Source organism: Luteimonas soli (assembly GCF_042648865.1).
In the GTDB taxonomy this organism is placed as follows: domain Bacteria; phylum Pseudomonadota; class Gammaproteobacteria; order Xanthomonadales; family Xanthomonadaceae; genus Luteimonas; species Luteimonas soli.
The window spans coordinates 702,344-718,045 of sequence record NZ_JBHRYA010000003.1 but is presented as its reverse complement, the minus strand read 5'-3'; the positions used below and the strand labels follow the sequence as shown (position 1 = coordinate 718,045).

Here is a 15,702-nt window from a genome sequence, read left to right as displayed (position 1 = left end):
TCGGGCGTGAGGGCGGGGTCGACGCGGCGCGCAGATCGCTCATGGACGTGGCGATCCGCCGGCGCCGGTACACTCGGTGAACCGTCATCCGCAAGGTCAAGTCCCCATGCACGATCCGCGTCGCAAACTGCCGCGTCCGACAGCCTGCCTGCTTACGCTGCTGCTGGCGGCGGCGCCCCTCGCCCACGCCGCCGGTGCGCTGGGCGACGGTGAACGCGTGCGCGCCCGCGAGCTGGGTGTGGCGCCGGGCATCTTCGCGCCGGGACGGCTGAATGCAATCACCGATGTCGAAGGTGTGCGCGTGGGGCAGGTGACCTTGAAGCGCGGCGACAACGTGCGCACCGGCATCACCGCGATCTTCCCGCACGCCGGCAACGCCTACCTGTCGCGGGTGCCGGCTGCGGTGCACGTGGGCAACGGTTTCGGCAAGTTCGTGGGCACCACCCAGGTTGCGGAACTGGGCGAACTGGAAACGCCCGTGTTGCTGACCTGCACGCTGTGCGTGTGGAAGGCGGCCGACGCGATGGCCGACTGGATGCTGCGGCAACCGGGCATGGAAAACGTGCGCTCGATCAACCCCGTCGTGGGCGAGACCAACGACGGTGGACTCAACGACATCCGCGCACGGCCGATCGCCGCCGAAGACGTGTGGCGCGCGCTGGACGACGCACACGCAGGACCGGTCGCGGAGGGCAGCGTGGGCGCGGGTACCGGCACGCAGGCGTTCGGCTGGAAGGGCGGCATCGGCACGTCCTCGCGCGTGCTGCCGGCTGCGCTCGGCGGCTGGACGGTGGGCGTGCTGGTACAGACCAACTATGGCGGCGTGCTGCAGGTGCTCGGCGCGCCGGTGGGGCGCGAACTGGGGCGCTACGCGTTCCAGGACGTGGTCGGCGCCACGCCCGCGGTCGACGACGGGACGCCTGCGAATGGGCCGGCCGACGACCGCGGCGACGGCTCGGTGATCGTCGTCATCGCCACCGATGCGCCGGTGGGCGAGCGCAACCTCGGCCGGATCGCCTCGCGCGCGATGATGGGCCTGGGGCGCACGGGCAGTTCGGCCTCCAACGGCAGCGGTGATTACGCGCTGGCGTTCTCCACGTCGCCCGCGGTGCGGCGCGCCTTCGGCGCCGCGTCGCACCCGGCGTCGGAGCTCGCCAACGACCATGCGAGCGCGCTGTTCCAGGCCACGGTGGAAGCGGTGGAGGAGGCGGTCTACAACTCGCTGTTCATGGCCACCACCGTGCACGGCAACGGCAAGACGGTGGAGGCGATCCCGCTGGACCGCGTGCGCGCCATCCTGTCGCGCCACGGCGTGGAAGCGTCGCCGTAGCGGAGCCATCTTCATTCACGCCGGCCGGTTACGCCCTGGCAGGCTGGTCGTCCCTGTTGCACACCGGTACGCCATCTCCGTCGACCACCAGCCGTACGCGACGGCCGTCGTGGTAGAAGCTGGCGCGGTACAGTCCGGCGTGTTCGCCGGTGCCGCGTTCGCACAGCACCGTGACCTGCCGTCGCTCCATCAGTCGCCGGAACTCGGACACCTCCAATCCCAGCCGGCGCGCGACCAGCGTGCCGTCGATCTCGACGGCATGCGACGGGTTTACGTCGATGTGGATGCTCTTGCCCAAGTCGACTCCGATGTCGCCGACGACAGGGTGGCATGCAGCGACTGGGGCTTCGATGATCTGGATCAACCGCCGATGATGGCCCCGTCCGTGGCGCGGACCGTGATCGGGGCGGTCCCGCCGCGTTCGCGCAGCGACGGTGCGGCGGGGATTCCCTACGCCTTGCGCATGCGCCGGTTTGCGTGCGCGTGGGGGAGTCGTTATCGTGGACAGCACTTCATCATCTTCAGCACCGTGGGTTTGCCGGTGCCTGCCTGAAGTCTTCCCCATTCATTTTCTTCCAAGGAGATCGCCCATGGAGATCGCCGCATCGCGTGTTGCCAGCATCCATTACACCCTGACCGACGACGCCGGACAGGTGATCGACAAGTCGCCAGAATCGCAGCCGCTGAGCTACCTGCACGGCGCGGGCAACATCGTCCCGGGCCTGGAGAACGCGCTGGCGGGCAGGAAAGCCGGCGACTCGCTGAAGGTCGACGTCAAGCCGGAGGAAGCCTACGGCGTGCGCAACGAAAGCCTCGTGCAGGACGTGCCGCGTGAGGCGTTCAAGAACGTCGATGCGGTCGAGCCGGGCATGCAGTTCAAGGCCCAGACCGCGCATGGCCCGCTGCTGGTGACGGTGGTGGAAGTCGGCGACGAGCAGGTGAAGATCGACGGCAACCATCCGCTCGCCGGCCGCAACCTGCATTTCGCGGTGGAAGTGGCCGACGTGCGCGAGGCGTCCGAGGAAGAGAAGAACCTCGGCCAGGTGAGTGCCGCGCCGCAGTCCGAATAGGCCATCGGCCGGATCGGGTCAGGAGCGTGCGTGCACTGACGCGGCGCCTGGGCAGCACGGAACAAGCCGGCCCGATCGGCCGGCTTGTTCCGGTTGAATGCAGGACGTTCGCCGGTCGCTACAGTTGCCCGGCTGCTTCCAGCAGGGCGTTCCTGGCGGGTTTGCCCTTCTGGTTGCATACGGCGTCCGAAACGGACGCACCACCGGCCATGAATCCGATGAATCCGGACGTCGACGTGACGTAGCAACTGTACTTCTCGCCGTCGTTGGTGGTGACCCGATATCTCGTGGCCACGCCGTCTTTTTCCAGGTCGGAGACGGTGAAGTCCTCGGTCTCCAGGCCCAGCGCATCGGCTGTCCGGGACTGGACCTTGTCGAGCGGTGCGAGATCGCCTGCAAGAGCGCCGGACGAGGCGAAGAGGGTGAGAGAGAAAACTGCCGTAGTGACAATGATCCTTGTTGCCATGTGCTTCTTCCTTGGTTGATGAGGCGACAAGAATCCTACGGCAATGCGTTGGCGGCGAACTGCCGAGCAGTTTGCATTTCGAGTGCTTCGTTGTCGCGCCGCTTGGAACACGGCGGGCGTGGAGTGTCCGGCAGGTCGACCGGGCAGGGACATTGTCCGGGAAGGCCTGGACAACTCGCGTTTGCTCGTCATTCCCGCGGAGGCGCGGATGACGACTGTTGTTCAGGCCCTCCCTGGGCAGAGTTGTTGGCGGCCTGTTGAGCGACCAGCAGCGCCGTGAACTCCCCGGCCGTCATCGGCCGGGCGATGCCGAATCCCTGGCCCACGTCGCAGCCGGCGTCAGCCAGCCAGCGCTGGGTGGCTTCGTCCTCGATGCCTTCTGCGGCGACGGTGGCGCCCAGTTCGTGGGCCAGGCCGACGATCGCGGTGACGATGGCCTGGTCGGAGCGCGAGTTGAGCAGCGAGGCCACGAACGACTTGTCGATCTTCAGTTCGTCGGGCGCGAGGCGGCGCAGGTTGACCAGTGACGAATGCCCGGCGCCGAAGTCGTCCACGGCGATCCGGATGCCGTGTTCGCGCAGGCGCGGCAGCGCCTCGGCGACGCGTTCGGGCTCGCGCATCACGTCCGTTTCGGTGACCTCCAGCATCAGCCCGGTACCGGCTTGGCCGCAGGCGTCGATGATGTCGTCGACCAGCTGCGCATCGGCCAGGTCGTTGGCCGAGACGTTGACCGACAGATGCAGCGGCGGCTCGGCCTGCGGCCACTGCCGGCGCTGCTGCAGGCCGCAGCGCAGCAGGTGCAGGTTCATCGTGCCGATCACGCGCGCCTGCTCGGCCATCGGCACGAATTCGTCCGGTGCCAGCGGCCCGCGCTGCGGATGGTTCCAGCGCACCAGCAGTTCGGCGCCCACCCAGCGCCCGCTGCGCAGGTCGAGCTTGGGCTGGAGCATGAAATCGAGGCGGCCACCGGCGATGGCGTCACGCAGGTCGGCGATCAGCGCCGGATCGTCGTCGCCGGGCGCGGCGGGGCGTGACCTGCGCCACCACAGGTGGCCGAAGAAGCCGATCACCAGCAGCGCCGCCAGCCCCGCGGCGACCATCCGCCACGGCCGGCTCGTGTGCGGGTTGAGGTTGCCGATCCATTCGACGTACAGGTCGTTGAGCACGCCGTCGGCGCGCAGGCGTTCGAGCGATGCGTCGATCCGTGGCACCAGGTCGGCGCGCGCGCGCGGCATTGCGAACACGTACTTGCGTTCGAGCAGCGGCGGGCTCAGCGCGATCACGTCGTGGAGCGCGTTCCGGTTGATCGTGTAGTAGCCGATGCCGGTGGGTGCGAGGGCATAGTCGGCCTCGCCGCGATCCACCGCGACCAGGGTGCCCGATTCGGTGTCCAGTTCCAGCAATGTCACGCCGCTGCCGGCCTGCTTGCGCAGCGCCTCGGCGGCAAGTCCGGCACGCTGCACCGCGACGCGGACGTTCGCCAGTTCGTCGAGCGATTCCAGTTCCGGCTGCCCGCGTCGCCCGAACAGCGCGTGGTGGCGGATCAGGAAGGGCTGGGTGAACAGGTAGTGCTGTTCGCGCTCGGCCGACCAGAACATCGGAACGAGGTCGAGCTCACCGCGCGTCAGCCGGTCCAGCGTGTCGTCCCATTCGCCGAGTTCGATCCGCGGCTCGAGGCCGAGGTCGTCGGCCACCGCGCGTGCCAGCGCGATGTCGAAACCGTCGGCGCGGCCGTCCTCGTCGATGAACTGGTAGGGCGGGTAGTTCGCGTCGCCGCCGACGCGCAGCGTGCCGGATGCACCATCGCTGGCGGCCGCGGGCCAGGCCAGTGCCAGCATCAGCAGCGCGATCGCGTGCAATCCGGCCAGGCACCACGAACGCCGCATGCCTGCGCCTTGGCGACCGCAAAACACCCTCCCCAAGGGTTTCATCGCCTGCCATCCGGTGAACCGAAGCGCCATCTTTAGCACGTTGGCGCGATGGATGGCGTATCGGGCGAATCCGCGCGTTTGCCCGGACCGCAATTCCTGGCGCGTTTCTTGTCCGCGGGGTTGCTTCGTTACGCGCCCGCGAGGGGCATGCGGCGATAATGCGCGTTCCCTCGAACGCCGGAGAACAACGCGATGACGACTGCCCAGGATCCGATCGGAACGCCGGGAACGCCGTGGGGCGATGCCGAGAGGGCGCTGTGGCGGTCCCGGCAGTCGCGCAGGCGCAGTTACGCGGACGACGTGCTGGCTGCGATCGACCGCCTGCGCGGGCGTTTCGACGTGTTCGAGTACGGCCAGCTGGAGTACGCACCCGACGGCTATCCGCTGCTGGCGATCCGCAGCCGCGACTGGGACGACGCGCTGCCGTGCGTACTGGTGACCGGCGGCGTGCACGGCTACGAGACCAGCGGCGTGCACGGCGCGCTGCTGTTCGCCGATCGCCACGGCGCGGACTATGCAGGCAAGGCGAACCTGCTGGTGGCGCCATGCGTGAGCCCCTGGGCCTATGAGCGCATCCATCGCTGGAATCCCGACGCGATCGATCCGAACCGTTCGTTCCACGCCGACAGCCCGGCGCGCGAATCGGCGGCGCTCATGCAGCTGGTGGAGCCGCTGCGCGGTCGTTTCCTGGTGCACGTCGACCTGCACGAAACCACCGACAGCGACGAGTCGGAGTTCCGTCCGGCGCTGGCCGCGCGCGACGGCCAGCCGTACGAGCCGGGCGAGATCCCGGACGGCTTCTACCTGGTCGACGACAGCGCCAACCCGCAGCGTGCGTTCCAGCAGGCGGTCATCGATGCGGTGGCGAAGGTAACCCACATCGCCCCGGCCGACGCCGATGGCCGGATCATCGGCTCGCCCGTGGTGGCGCCGGGCGTCATCGAATACGACGTCGGCCGGCTCGGCCTGTGCGCGGGCATCACCGGCGCCCGCTACACCACGACCACCGAGGTCTATCCCGACAGCCCCCGCGCCACGCCCGAGCAGTGCAACGCGGCGCAGATCGCGGCGGTGTGCGCGGCGATCGATTTCGCGCTGGCGCACGGCGGGGACGCCGGCAAGGGCTGAGCCGGGAGCTAGCAGGCCGCTGGTCCGTCAAAACCAGGGCCGTTGGGCAGTCGGTCGTGGTCGCGCTGCGCGGGCCGCGTGGATCAATCCAGCACGAACGGATGCGGCCGCGCACGGTAGCGCCGCCACGCCTGTGCCAGGCCGGTGCCGCAGGCGAGGCAGAGCCCGAGCCAGCCACCGGCCAGCCAGTCGGCGGCTGCTGCGGACCAGTCCGGCCGCGTCGCCACCAGCGTGGTCGCGACCAGCATCGCCATCGCGATCGCGATCAGGGCGAACATCCACAGCGGCAGCATCGCCTGGCCGGACAGCGGGCGCAGGCAGGCGAGCATGGCCAGCAGGCACAGTCCGACGACGGCCACCAGCAGCCAGGCCATGCCTGCGACCCCGACGCCGATTGCCACGCACAGCGCCGCCAGGATGACCGTCGCCCATGTCGCGGCAAGCGCCATCGGGCGGGCAATCGCGAGCAGCAGGGTGCGGCGAGCCTGTGCGGCGTCGCCCCAGCCGGGCAGCAGGGCGAACTCGGCCATCTCGCCGGCCGGACGCTGGCGCAGTTGTTCCAGGCGCCAGCCGTACATGCCGACCAGCACCATGCCGCCGCCGCCCAGGCCTCCGGCGAGCCCGCCGTTGACCACGCTGCGCAGCTTTTCGTGGTCCATGTCGGTGCTGGCCATCAGGGCGAGCGCGGCCATGGCGAGCACGCCGAACCCAAGCTGCGTGGCCGCCTGCCCACGGGTGAGCGGCGCGAACGGCGTGCCGAGGATCGTCCGCATCGCGCGCAGTGGCCGCTCGGGGCCGGCGTGACTGGCCTGGCCGGCTGGCCACAACCAGTCGAGCATCCAGGCTTGCCACTGGCCGGCATCCGGTGCACCGGCGGCGCCCGGCCAGACGCTGGCGTACGACGCAAGCACCGCCGGCTGGCGCCAGGGCGAGCGGGGCGTGCCGGCACCGCGGACGATCGCGCGCCACCGCCAGGCGGCCGCCAGCGTCGCAATCACGGCGAGCCAGGGCAATTGCCAGGGTGCGAACAGCGTCGAGACGTCCACCTTCAGCGCGTCCAGTCCCCAGATGCGGATGGCAAGCGAACTCAGGACCAGCCAGGCAAACGGGGCGAAGCACATGGCGAGGTAGAACCAGCGCGGCAGCATCGCCGCGAACAGGGCGGCCATGGCGGCCAGCATCAGGCAGGACGCCGTAAACACCGGCTCCGCGCCGGCCATCAGCACCAGCAGTACGGCAGGGGCCGCCACCGTGGCGAGCAACACGTGCAACAGCGCAACCGGAATCGCCGCGGGCAGCGCCGGCATGCGCCAGGCCTGCGCTTCCATCCGCAGCAGCAACAGGCGCGAGCACCACACCGCCCAGGGCGCGGTGATGGCGAACGAAACCAGGGTCACCGCTCCGATCACGCCGCGCTCGGGACGGGGCGCGTACACCGCGATCAGGATGGCGCCTGTCACCAGCAGCGCCACTGCGACCAGGCACAGCACGCGTACCGCCGGCCGCGGGGCGCAGGCGCGGAGCATTGCCAGGCTGCGTTGCAGGGACAGTGGCCAGGCGTGGCTGGATGCCGTCGCGTTCGACGCTGCGGCGTTCATCCGGCCACCTCCACGAACAGGTCCTCCAGCGACAGCACTTCGCGCTGCACGCCCGGTGCGTGCGCCAGCATCGGCCATGCCGCGCCTTCCTCGCGCACGATCACCACGCTGTGGCCGCCATAGGGATGCGGGCGGCGGGCGACTTCGCCCGGCACCGGGCCGACCAGCTGGTCGGCGGCGGCCGGCGGCACGTGCAGGCGCAGGTGGCGCTCCTTCAGGCTGTCGAGTTCGCTGTGCAGCAGCAGCCGGCCCTGGTGCATGAAGGCCACGTGCGAGGCGACGCGTTCGAGGTCGGACACGATGTGGGTGGAGAACAGCACCGTGGTGCCGGATTCACCGGCGCGAAGGGCGATCTCGCGCAGCAGCTCGCGGCGCGCGACCGGGTCGAGCGCGGCGGCGGGCTCGTCGAGCACCAGCAGCTCCGGCTGCGGCGCCAGCGCGCGGATGATGGCCACGCGCTGGCGTTCGCCGGGCGACAGCTTGGCCAGCATCCGGTTGCGCGGCAGCTCCCAGCGGTCGAGCGTGGCGTCGACGAAGGCGGCGTCCCAGCGCGGATAGAAGCGGCCGATGAAATCGAGCATGTCGTCCACCTTCAGCCAGGCCAGGGCCTCGGGTTGCTGCGGCACGTACGACAGCCGTGCCTTGCACTCGTCGCCCATCTGCAGGGCCGGGTGGCCCCAGATGCTGGCACTGCCGGCGTCTGTTTCGATCAGGCCCAGCAGTGCGCGGATCAGGGTGGTCTTGCCGGCGCCGTTGCGGCCGATCAGGCCGAGCACCGTGCCCGGTTCGAGCCGCAGCGACACCTGGTCGAGCGCGGGCTGGCCGTCGTACCGCTTGTCCAGGCCGCTGGCGGCCATTGGCGCGGCCGTCGTGTCGATGCCGGCATGCGGCGGGGCGCGGTCGGCGGCGGTGGGGTGCTGCATGGCCAGTGTGTCGATGCTTGCGTTCATCAGGTTCTCCGGGTCATTTCTGTCGCATGCGTTGGCCGAGGCGGGCGAGCACCTCGTCCGGCGCGAGCTCGAGTTCGCGTGCCTGCCGGGCCACGGCGTCCAGGCTCGGGTCGAGCAGGGTCCAGCGCTGCACGGCGGCGTCGCCGGGCACGGCCCGCGCGGCCACGGCCATGCCCTTGCCGCGCTGGCGTTCGAGTACGCCTTCGGCCTCCAGCTGGCTGTAGGCCTTGGAGACGGTCATCGGGTTGATGGCGTGCACGGCCGCGACTTCGCGCACCGAGGGCAGGGCCGCGCCCGCCACCAGCTGGCCGCCGGCCACCAGGCGGCGGATCTGCTCGGCGATCTGCCGATAGATGGGCTGCGGCGCGGCGGGCTGGATGTGCAGCAGGGTTGCGTCCATGTGTATTACTACAACAATACACTTGGGGGATGTCAAGTGCCGGGTGAGCTGGCGGGGCAAGGGGCCCGCACCGGGCTGGTGTCGGGGGTCGGAAGACTCCTGCCATTTTCCAGAAGCAGGAAATCAAGAGCCGTCGGGGGCGTAACCCCGACCTACGGCCGCCCCAGGACATGGCTTCGCCTTGGCGCAGACATCTACGGTTCTGTTGAAGTCGCGCAGGTCGGGGTTACGCCCCCGACGGCTCTTGATCTTCGTTCGCCGACGAAGAAGCCGCGGCTTCCGATGCCTGCGTACGGACCGTGCGCCTGGTTCTCGACTCTCCTCGACTTGGAGGGAGCCCCAAAAAAAGAACGCCGCAGCTGCGGCGTTCGGGTACTTCAAGCTGCCGGAGCGGTCAGCGCTGTGTCGCGGCCTTGCGTGCCGGCTTGGCGGCAGGGGCGGCCGCTGCCGGCGTCGTGGTCGTCTTGCGCTGCGCGTCGGTCTTGGACCGGAACGCGGTGACGTTCGTCGCGCTGAGCGGGGTGTTCCCCAGGACTTCGATGCGGCCGCCCTGCTTGCGGAAGGCGGAGAGGTCGGCGGCGATGGTTTCGCTGGTCAGGTTGCGGCCGACGTCCTTGGCCTTGCTCGGGCGTGCAGACAGGTGCGAGGTGCTGTTGGACTTGCGGGGCATGGAATCTCCTTGCAGGCGGTTCGCCGTTGCAGCGCTGGCGCTGGCAACGGGATGAGGCAACGTCCTGGGCGGGTGGGCTGCCGGGTGGAGTTCCTCGTCCGGCTGGCGCGGGACGCGCGCATACGCCCCGCACGTGCGCGGCGTAATGTGTGGACGGGAAGTGCAGGAATACTACCCGAAAACCCATTAACAGGAGGTTATTTCCGCAGAAAATCAGCGAACGTGCGGCATCCTGCAGGGTTCTGGCGGCACTGTGGCCGGCCCGGCCGTCAGTTGGCGAGGGCATCCAGGGCCGCGAGCGTCTCGGCCACGTGGTGGTTGGGGTTCGATTCGGTATAGGCATGCACGATCTCACCCGCCGGCGAGATCACGTAGGAGGTGCGGTTGGACCACCCGGGCCTGCCTTCCAGCACCGCGTCGTACTGCGCGGCGATTTTCGCGCCTTCGTCGGCGGCGACAGGAAACTTGCCGCCGCAGTGCTCGGTTTCCTTCGAGAAGTCGGCCAGCTCGTCGGTGTTGCCGGCGGTCACGCCGATCACGGTGGCGTGGCGGGCCTTGAACTTGTCGATCGCCTGCGAGAACAACGCGGCCTCCAGGTTGCAGCCGGGCGTGTGCGCGGCGGGGAAGAAGTAGACCACCACCGGGCCCTTCTCCAGCGCTTCGGCCAGCTTGAAGGTGAACGGCTCGCCGGCCAGGTAGGCCGGGGCGCTGAAGTCGGGTGCGGGCGTGCCGGGCTTGAGCGCGGCGAACGCGGGCGCGGCCAGTGCGAGCGTGGCGGCGATGGTCGCGAGGAGGGCTTTCGACGGTGACTTCATGGCGGGGCTCCGGTGGATGGGCTGGTTATACACCCCCTCCGCGGCGGTCCGGTCACGCCTTGCACTGCCTGCAGGCATGCATCGCCGCGTCGGGGCGGCAGGCTGGATTCAGTCGGCGTCCGGCTGTTCCGCAGGCTCGACGGACGCGGGTTCGTCGGACTTCGCGGCCTTGGCGGCCTCGCGCGCTTCGCGTTTGCGCGCGTCCTTCTCATCCTGCTTCTTCTTTTTGGCAATCTCGCGCTGCCGCTTCTCGAACGAATAGTTGGGCTTGGCCAATGAGCTGCCTCGGTACGGGATGGCCCCCCATTGTACGGGGTCGCGGAGAACGCCCGGCGCCGTCAGCCGCTTGCGGGTCGCGCCACCAGCCAGCGGTCGAGCTGGCTGGCGAAGGCCTGCCGGTCGCGCGCGTGCAGTGTCGCGGGGCCGCCGGTCTGGACGCCGGCGCCGCGCAGTTCCTCCATGAAATCGCGCATCGACAGCCGCTCGGCCATGTTGTCGGGGGTGTAACGTTCGCCGCGCGGGTTGAGCGCCGCCGCGCCGCGCTCGATCACGCGCGCGGCCAGCGGGATGTCCTGGGTGACGACCAGGTCGCCGGCGCGGACGCGTTCGACGATCGCGCTGTCGGCCACGTCGAAGCCGCCCGGTACCTGGATGGCGTCGATGAAGCGCGAGGGCGGCGTGCGCAGCCACTGGTTGGCGACCAGGGTCACCCGCACCCGCGTGCGTTCGGCGGCGCGGAACAGGATGTCCTTGATCACGCCGGGACAGGCGTCGGCATCGACCCAGATGCGGGAGGCGTCGGTGGCATCGGTCACGCGCAGGCAGATCCGTTGGAAGGTGGGTCATTGTGACCGGATCGCACGGACGCGACGACCGCGTGACGTTCCCGCGTCGCCGAAGGGTCTAGAGTCGGGCGCTGGATTCCCTGCGAGGAGAGCCGGAATGGCCGTTCACCTTTTCCGGGCGTGGATCGGCGGCGCGCCGCCCGTCGCGATGGTGGCCACGTGAAAGAAGCGTGCCGCTTCGACGCGATCATCATCGGCGCAGGGCAAGCGGGCCCGCCGCTGGCCGGACGGCTGACGCAGGCAGGCAAGTCGGTCGCGCTGGTCGAACGCAAGCTGTTCGGCGGCACCTGCGTCAACACCGGCTGCATGCCGACCAAGACCCTGGTCGCCAGCGCGCGGGCCGCGCATGTGGCGCGCCGTGCGGCCGAGTTTGGCGTGCTGCTCGAAGGCGAGGTCCGCATCGACATGGCGAAGGTGAAGTCGCGCGCCGACACCGTCATCGCCAACGCGCGCCGTGGCGTGCGCGAGTGGCTGGACGGCATGGACGGCTGCACGGTGGTCGAGGGCCACGCCCGGTTCGAGGATCCCGGCACGCTGCGCGTCGGCGACGAGCGGATGTCCGCGCCGCAGGTCTTCCTCAATGTCGGCGGGCGCGCATCCACGCCGGACATTCCCGGGCTGGACACGATCCCCTGGCTGAGCAACACCTCGATCCTCGAACTGGACCGGGTGCCGGAACACCTGTTGATCGTCGGCGGCAGCTACATCGGCCTGGAATACGCACAGATGCACCGGCGTTTCGGCGCGGAAGTGACCGTGGTGGAAAAGGGGCCGCGCGTGATCGGTCGTGAGGACGAGGATGTGTCGGCGGCGGTGCGCGACATCCTCGAAGGAGAGGGCGTCGACATCCGCACCGGTGTCGGCGAGATCGCGTTCGCGCGCGATGGGGACTTGATCACGGCAACGCTCGACGGCGACACGATCGCGTGCAGCCACGTGCTGGTGGCGGTGGGCCGCGTGCCCAACACCGCCGACCTCGGGCTGGACAAGGCCGGCGTGGACGTGGACGAACGCGGTTACATCGTCGTCGATGACGAACTGCGCACCAGCGCGCCGGGCATCTGGGCGCTGGGCGACTGCAACGGCCGCGGCGCGTTCACGCATACCGCATACAACGACTTCGAGATCGTCGCCGCCAATCTGCTCGACGGCGGGCATCGCAAGCTCAGCGAGCGCATCAGTGGCTACGCGCTCTACATCGATCCGCCGCTGGGCCGTGTCGGCATCGGTGAAACAGAAGCGCGCAAGCGCGGCCGGCCGTACCTGGTCGGCAAGCGACCGATGCCGCGGGTCGGGCGCGCGGTGGAAAGGGACGAGACGCAGGGATTCATGAAGATCGTCATCGATGCCGAATCGAAGGAGATCCTCGGCGCCGCCATCCTCGGCATCGAGGGCGACGAGGCGATCCACGGCATCATCGACATGATGACCGTGGGCGCCACCGCCACGCAGCTGCAGCGCACGGTGCCGATCCATCCGACGGTGTCGGAGCTGATCCCGACGCTGATCTCCGAAGCGAAGGCGCCGGGCGGCTGACGTCAGTCGCGGTCCGGCGCGCCGAGCGGGAAGAATCTGCGGTAGGGACGCGCCTCGTCGACCGCGCGCGCGAACGACGGGCGTGCCAGCAGCCGCTTGCGATAGGCGACCACGTTGCCGAACGCCGGGTCGATGCGGTGCGTCCAGTCGGCGTAGAACAGGAATGGCGCGGCGCCGCAGTCGGCGAGGCTGAAACCGTCGCCGGCCGCCCATTCGCGCCCGGCCATGTGCCGGTCGAGCCAGGCATAGGCAGTGTCGAGCATCGCGCGCGCATCGGCGACGCCGCGCGCGTCGCGCTCGGCCTCCGGTCGCAGGCTGTCGAACACCACCTTTTGCTGCGGGGTGGAGACGTAGTTGTCGAAGAACCGGTCCATGCCGCGTACCTCGAGCGCGGCGCGCGGGTCGGCGGGCAGCAGCGGCACCGGCCCGGGATGGTGCAGGGACAGGTGCTCGATGATGATGCTGGCCTCGGGAATGGCGCGGCCGGCGTCGACCAGCACCGGGAAGCGTTTGAGCGGCCACAGCGCGGCGAAGTCGGCCAGCACCTGCGGGTGCTCCTCCGACAGCAGGCGCCATTCGAACGGCGTGCCGTTCTCGTACAGCGCCACCAGCACTTTCTGGCAGTACGAGGAGAACGGGTGGGCGTAGAGGAGCAGGTCGCGGGACTCGGGGGCGGACAGGGCAGGTGGCATGCGGGCTCCGGATTCTTGGGGAGTGATGGGCTGGAATCGCGTCGATCGAGAACGTTTTGCAGTGGCGACGAACGAGCGGGGTCGGGATCGACATGGGCCGGCAATTGCATCGATTCGCGTAATTCACTGGCGCGGGCAGACAGGCCCGGTCTGCGGTGCATGCCGCGACAGTGCATCATGATTGTTCAATCAGGGAGGATCAGCATGATTTATCGGCTTTATTACTGGCCCGGGATCCAGGGGCGCGGGGAGTTCGTGCGCCTGGCGCTCGAGGAGGCGGGCGCTGCATACGTCGATGTCGGCAGGGACGAGGCGGAAGGCGGGCTGGAAGCGGTGCAGGCGCTGCTGGACGCGCCCGGCGCGGTGCATCCGCCGTTCGCGCCGCCGGTGCTGGTCAACGGCAAGCTCGTCGTCGCGCAGGTGGCGGCGATCCTGCAGTACCTCGGTCCCCGGCTCGGGCTGGTGGCCTGCGACGCGAACGCGGCGCTGTGGACGCACCAGTTGCAGCTGACGATCGCCGACGTGGTCGCCGAGGCGCACGACACGCACCATCCGCTGGATGTCGGTGACTGGTACTGCAACCAGAAGGAGGAAGCGGTGCGACGCGCGCGCGTATTCCGTGAAAAGCGGATGCCCAGGTACCTCGGCTGGTTCGAGTCGGTGCTGGAACGCAACCCCACCGGGGCGGCGCATCTGGTCGGCGCGCGCCTGTCGTATGCGGACCTGTCGCTGTTCCAACTGGTGGAGGGGCTGCGCTATGCCTTTCCCAATGCGATGGATGCGCTCGGCCGCGACATTCCCAAAGTGCTCGAACTGGCCGGCCGCATCGGCGAACGGCGCAACATGGCCGCCTACCTCGCATCGCCGCGGCGGCAGCCGTTCAACGAGGACGGCATCTTCCGCCATTACCCGGAGCTCGATGCCTGAGCCGCGCCTCAGCGCGCCGCGGCGCGGGCCCTGTCGGTCGCCGCGGCGTGCGGATTGCGGCCCGGCGTAGCCACGCGGTCACGGCCCTGGTCCTTGGCGTCGTACAGTGCCGAATCGGCGGCGGCCATCCAGCGGCGCAGCGACATCCCCGGGCTGGCGCTGGCGACGCCCAGGCTCACCGTGCAGCGCAGGGCCGGCGCGGCGACGAACGACAGTTCGCCCACCCGCCTGCGAATGGATTCGGCGATCTCCAGCGCCTGCGGCTCGTCGACCTCCAGCGCTGCCGCAAACTCGTCGCCGCCGTAGCGCACGGCGCGGCCGCGGTCGCCGATGCACTCGCGCAGTACCGCCGCGACGCTGCGCAGGACATCGTCGCCGGCCGCGTGTCCGCGCTCGTCGTTGACGGCCTTGAAGCTGTCGAGGTCGACCATGACCAGCGTCGCCGGACCCCGTCCCGTGCGTTGCCGCTCCAGCACGTGCTGCGCGTGCTCTTCCCACTGGCGGCGATTGTCCAGGCCGGTCAGCGGATCGGTGCGGCTGAGCTCGTCCAGGCGTCGGTTCTGGTAGTGCACGCGGCGCACGAGGCGATAGCCGTTGAGGCTGACGGCCACGGTGTGGATCAGCAGGATCGGCATGCACGCGATGATCACCGGCATGCTGGTCTCCGGCGCGAACGCGAATCCGGTGAGCAGGCCTCCCAGCACGATTGCACCCGCCATCCCCGGCAGCGACCGCTGCCACAGGCCGCGGATGCCGGTGTTGATCTTGTCGACCGTGGCCAGGGTGAGGATCAGTGCGCTGGGCAGCAGGTTGAAGTGCATCAGCGGCACCCACAGTGCGGCGATGGCCGAATCGACCAGCAGGTTCGCCCGCTCGGTGCGCTCGGGGTTGCGGCTGCGGCGCGAGCGCCAAAGCGCCAGGTGCGGCCACAGGAGCCCGCTGAACAGCAGTAGTGCCCACGCCATGGCACCGGCTTGCTGCTGCGCCAGCACCACGCCCACCGGCAGCGAGGACAGCCCCATGCCCAGGATGCGGAACGGATACACCGTGCGATACAGCGGACGGTGGGGTCGGCTGACGCTGCGCGGTGCCCCGCTGTCGTCGTGTGGTGGATTGCCGTTGGCCCGCGCCATTGCAGGTCACGCCCCCTGGTTGCAACCAGGCCATCATAGCCGCGCGGGTGCGACATTGACGGGCGGCGGACCGGGAATTGTTCGCGGGTGCCCGGGGCAACCGTCATCCGATCACGGCGGGGAATCCGGGATGCCGAATCGATTCGAGCGGCGCGCTGCTGCGCTGGGGGCGCTCCGGGACTTGCAGGTCGGGGCCACGTCCCCGACGGCT

Annotated in this window: 17 protein-coding genes; 5 read left to right on the top strand and 12 right to left on the bottom strand. The window is 69.6% G+C overall.

Going from position 1 to position 15,702, the window contains the following annotated elements:
- The first annotated feature begins 106 nt into the window (after positions 1-106).
- The gene (locus tag ACFONC_RS06555; RefSeq protein WP_386742904.1) at positions 107-1,330 is read left to right on the top strand and encodes a DmpA family aminopeptidase; all 1,224 of its coding nucleotides are present in this window, start codon (positions 107-109) and stop codon (positions 1,328-1,330) included.
- A 28-nt stretch (positions 1,331-1,358) separates the two neighbouring features.
- Here the strand turns inward: ACFONC_RS06555 and ACFONC_RS06550 are convergent, their stop codons facing one another.
- Positions 1,359-1,628, bottom strand: a complete 270-nt coding sequence (locus ACFONC_RS06550) for a DUF6522 family protein (RefSeq protein ID WP_386742903.1) — start codon at positions 1,626-1,628, stop codon at positions 1,359-1,361.
- Positions 1,629-1,920: 292 nt separating this feature from the next.
- Here ACFONC_RS06550 and ACFONC_RS06545 point away from each other — a divergent pair, with 292 nt between their 5' ends.
- Positions 1,921-2,400, top strand: coding sequence for an FKBP-type peptidyl-prolyl cis-trans isomerase (locus ACFONC_RS06545; RefSeq protein ID WP_386742902.1), 480 nt, complete (start codon positions 1,921-1,923; stop codon positions 2,398-2,400).
- A 118-nt stretch (positions 2,401-2,518) separates the two neighbouring features.
- On the opposite strand, the gene ACFONC_RS06540 is transcribed toward ACFONC_RS06545, so the two are convergent.
- Both ACFONC_RS06540 and ACFONC_RS06535 read right to left on the bottom strand, forming a co-directional pair.
- A complete protein-coding gene (locus tag ACFONC_RS06540; protein WP_386742901.1) occupies positions 2,519-2,866 on the bottom strand; it encodes a hypothetical protein in 348 nt (115 codons plus the stop codon).
- A 188-nt stretch (positions 2,867-3,054) separates the two neighbouring features.
- A complete protein-coding gene (locus ACFONC_RS06535; protein WP_386742900.1) occupies positions 3,055-4,752 on the bottom strand; it encodes an EAL domain-containing protein in 1,698 nt (565 codons plus the stop codon).
- Between the two features lie 237 nt (positions 4,753-4,989).
- Here ACFONC_RS06535 and ACFONC_RS06530 point away from each other — a divergent pair, with 237 nt between their 5' ends.
- Entirely contained in the window at positions 4,990-5,925 is a 936-nt protein-coding gene (locus ACFONC_RS06530; RefSeq protein ID WP_386742899.1) for a M14 family metallopeptidase, read from the top strand.
- 83 nt (positions 5,926-6,008) lie between these two features.
- On the opposite strand, the gene ACFONC_RS06525 is transcribed toward ACFONC_RS06530, so the two are convergent.
- The 7 genes from ACFONC_RS06525 to ACFONC_RS06495 all read right to left on the bottom strand — a co-directional run bounded on the left by ACFONC_RS06525 (position 6,009) and on the right by ACFONC_RS06495 (position 11,173).
- The gene (locus ACFONC_RS06525) at positions 6,009-7,523 is read right to left on the bottom strand and encodes a hypothetical protein (RefSeq protein ID WP_386742898.1); all 1,515 of its coding nucleotides are present in this window, start codon (positions 7,521-7,523) and stop codon (positions 6,009-6,011) included.
- Positions 7,520-8,380, bottom strand: a complete 861-nt coding sequence (locus ACFONC_RS06520; protein ID WP_386743078.1) for an ABC transporter ATP-binding protein — start codon at positions 8,378-8,380, stop codon at positions 7,520-7,522. The genes ACFONC_RS06525 and ACFONC_RS06520 overlap by 4 nt, the downstream gene beginning before the upstream one ends.
- A 106-nt stretch (positions 8,381-8,486) precedes the next feature.
- Positions 8,487-8,873: a GntR family transcriptional regulator gene (locus ACFONC_RS06515; RefSeq protein ID WP_386742897.1), complete on the bottom strand. Its 387-nt coding sequence runs from the start codon at positions 8,871-8,873 to the stop codon at positions 8,487-8,489.
- 394 nt (positions 8,874-9,267) lie between these two features.
- Positions 9,268-9,543, bottom strand: coding sequence for a hypothetical protein (locus tag ACFONC_RS06510; protein WP_386742896.1), 276 nt, complete (start codon positions 9,541-9,543; stop codon positions 9,268-9,270).
- Positions 9,544-9,812: 269 nt separating this feature from the next.
- A complete protein-coding gene (locus ACFONC_RS06505) occupies positions 9,813-10,358 on the bottom strand; it encodes a peroxiredoxin (RefSeq protein ID WP_386742895.1) in 546 nt (181 codons plus the stop codon).
- A gap of 108 nt (positions 10,359-10,466) precedes the next feature.
- Positions 10,467-10,634, bottom strand: coding sequence for a hypothetical protein (locus tag ACFONC_RS06500; protein ID WP_386742894.1), 168 nt, complete (start codon positions 10,632-10,634; stop codon positions 10,467-10,469).
- A gap of 62 nt (positions 10,635-10,696) precedes the next feature.
- Positions 10,697-11,173 (bottom strand): YaiI/YqxD family protein, encoded by a 477-nt coding sequence (locus ACFONC_RS06495; RefSeq protein WP_386742893.1) that lies wholly within the window; start codon positions 11,171-11,173, stop codon positions 10,697-10,699.
- Between the two features lie 189 nt (positions 11,174-11,362).
- Here ACFONC_RS06495 and ACFONC_RS06490 point away from each other — a divergent pair, with 189 nt between their 5' ends.
- Entirely contained in the window at positions 11,363-12,739 is a 1,377-nt protein-coding gene (locus tag ACFONC_RS06490; protein WP_386742892.1) for an FAD-containing oxidoreductase, read from the top strand.
- A 2-nt stretch (positions 12,740-12,741) separates the two neighbouring features.
- Here ACFONC_RS06490 and ACFONC_RS06485 read toward each other — a convergent pair whose 3' ends face one another.
- Positions 12,742-13,431 (bottom strand): glutathione S-transferase family protein, encoded by a 690-nt coding sequence (locus tag ACFONC_RS06485; protein WP_386742891.1) that lies wholly within the window; start codon positions 13,429-13,431, stop codon positions 12,742-12,744.
- 204 nt (positions 13,432-13,635) lie between these two features.
- On the opposite strand from ACFONC_RS06485, the gene ACFONC_RS06480 reads away from it, so the two are divergent.
- Positions 13,636-14,358, top strand: a complete 723-nt coding sequence (locus tag ACFONC_RS06480; protein ID WP_386742890.1) for a glutathione S-transferase — start codon at positions 13,636-13,638, stop codon at positions 14,356-14,358.
- Positions 14,359-14,366: 8 nt separating this feature from the next.
- Here the strand turns inward: ACFONC_RS06480 and ACFONC_RS06475 are convergent, their stop codons facing one another.
- On the bottom strand, positions 14,367-15,491 hold the full coding sequence (locus tag ACFONC_RS06475) for a sensor domain-containing diguanylate cyclase (RefSeq protein ID WP_386742889.1): 1,125 nt from the start codon (positions 15,489-15,491) through the stop codon (positions 14,367-14,369).
- Positions 15,492-15,702: the final 211 nt, after the last annotated feature.

Excerpts from the sequence above, each read along its gene's own strand:
- ACFONC_RS06555 (WP_386742904.1), top strand. The coding sequence starts at position 107 with ATGCACGATCCGCGTCGCAAACTGCCGCGTCCGACAGCCTGCCTGCTT.
- ACFONC_RS06545 (WP_386742902.1), top strand. The coding sequence starts at position 1,921 with ATGGAGATCGCCGCATCGCGTGTTGCCAGCATCCATTACACCCTGACC.
- ACFONC_RS06540 (WP_386742901.1), bottom strand. The coding sequence starts at position 2,866 with ATGGCAACAAGGATCATTGTCACTACGGCAGTTTTCTCTCTCACCCTC.
- ACFONC_RS06535 (WP_386742900.1), bottom strand. The coding sequence starts at position 4,752 with ATGCGGCGTTCGTGGTGCCTGGCCGGATTGCACGCGATCGCGCTGCTG.
- ACFONC_RS06530 (WP_386742899.1), top strand. The coding sequence starts at position 4,990 with ATGACGACTGCCCAGGATCCGATCGGAACGCCGGGAACGCCGTGGGGC.
- ACFONC_RS06525 (WP_386742898.1), bottom strand. The coding sequence starts at position 7,523 with ATGAACGCCGCAGCGTCGAACGCGACGGCATCCAGCCACGCCTGGCCA.
- ACFONC_RS06520 (WP_386743078.1), bottom strand. The coding sequence starts at position 8,380 with ATGGCCGCCAGCGGCCTGGACAAGCGGTACGACGGCCAGCCCGCGCTC.
- ACFONC_RS06515 (WP_386742897.1), bottom strand. The coding sequence starts at position 8,873 with ATGGACGCAACCCTGCTGCACATCCAGCCCGCCGCGCCGCAGCCCATC.
- ACFONC_RS06510 (WP_386742896.1), bottom strand. The coding sequence starts at position 9,543 with ATGCCCCGCAAGTCCAACAGCACCTCGCACCTGTCTGCACGCCCGAGC.
- ACFONC_RS06505 (WP_386742895.1), bottom strand. The coding sequence starts at position 10,358 with ATGAAGTCACCGTCGAAAGCCCTCCTCGCGACCATCGCCGCCACGCTC.
- ACFONC_RS06485 (WP_386742891.1), bottom strand. The coding sequence starts at position 13,431 with ATGCCACCTGCCCTGTCCGCCCCCGAGTCCCGCGACCTGCTCCTCTAC.
- ACFONC_RS06480 (WP_386742890.1), top strand. The coding sequence starts at position 13,636 with ATGATTTATCGGCTTTATTACTGGCCCGGGATCCAGGGGCGCGGGGAG.
- ACFONC_RS06475 (WP_386742889.1), bottom strand. The coding sequence starts at position 15,491 with ATGGCGCGGGCCAACGGCAATCCACCACACGACGACAGCGGGGCACCG.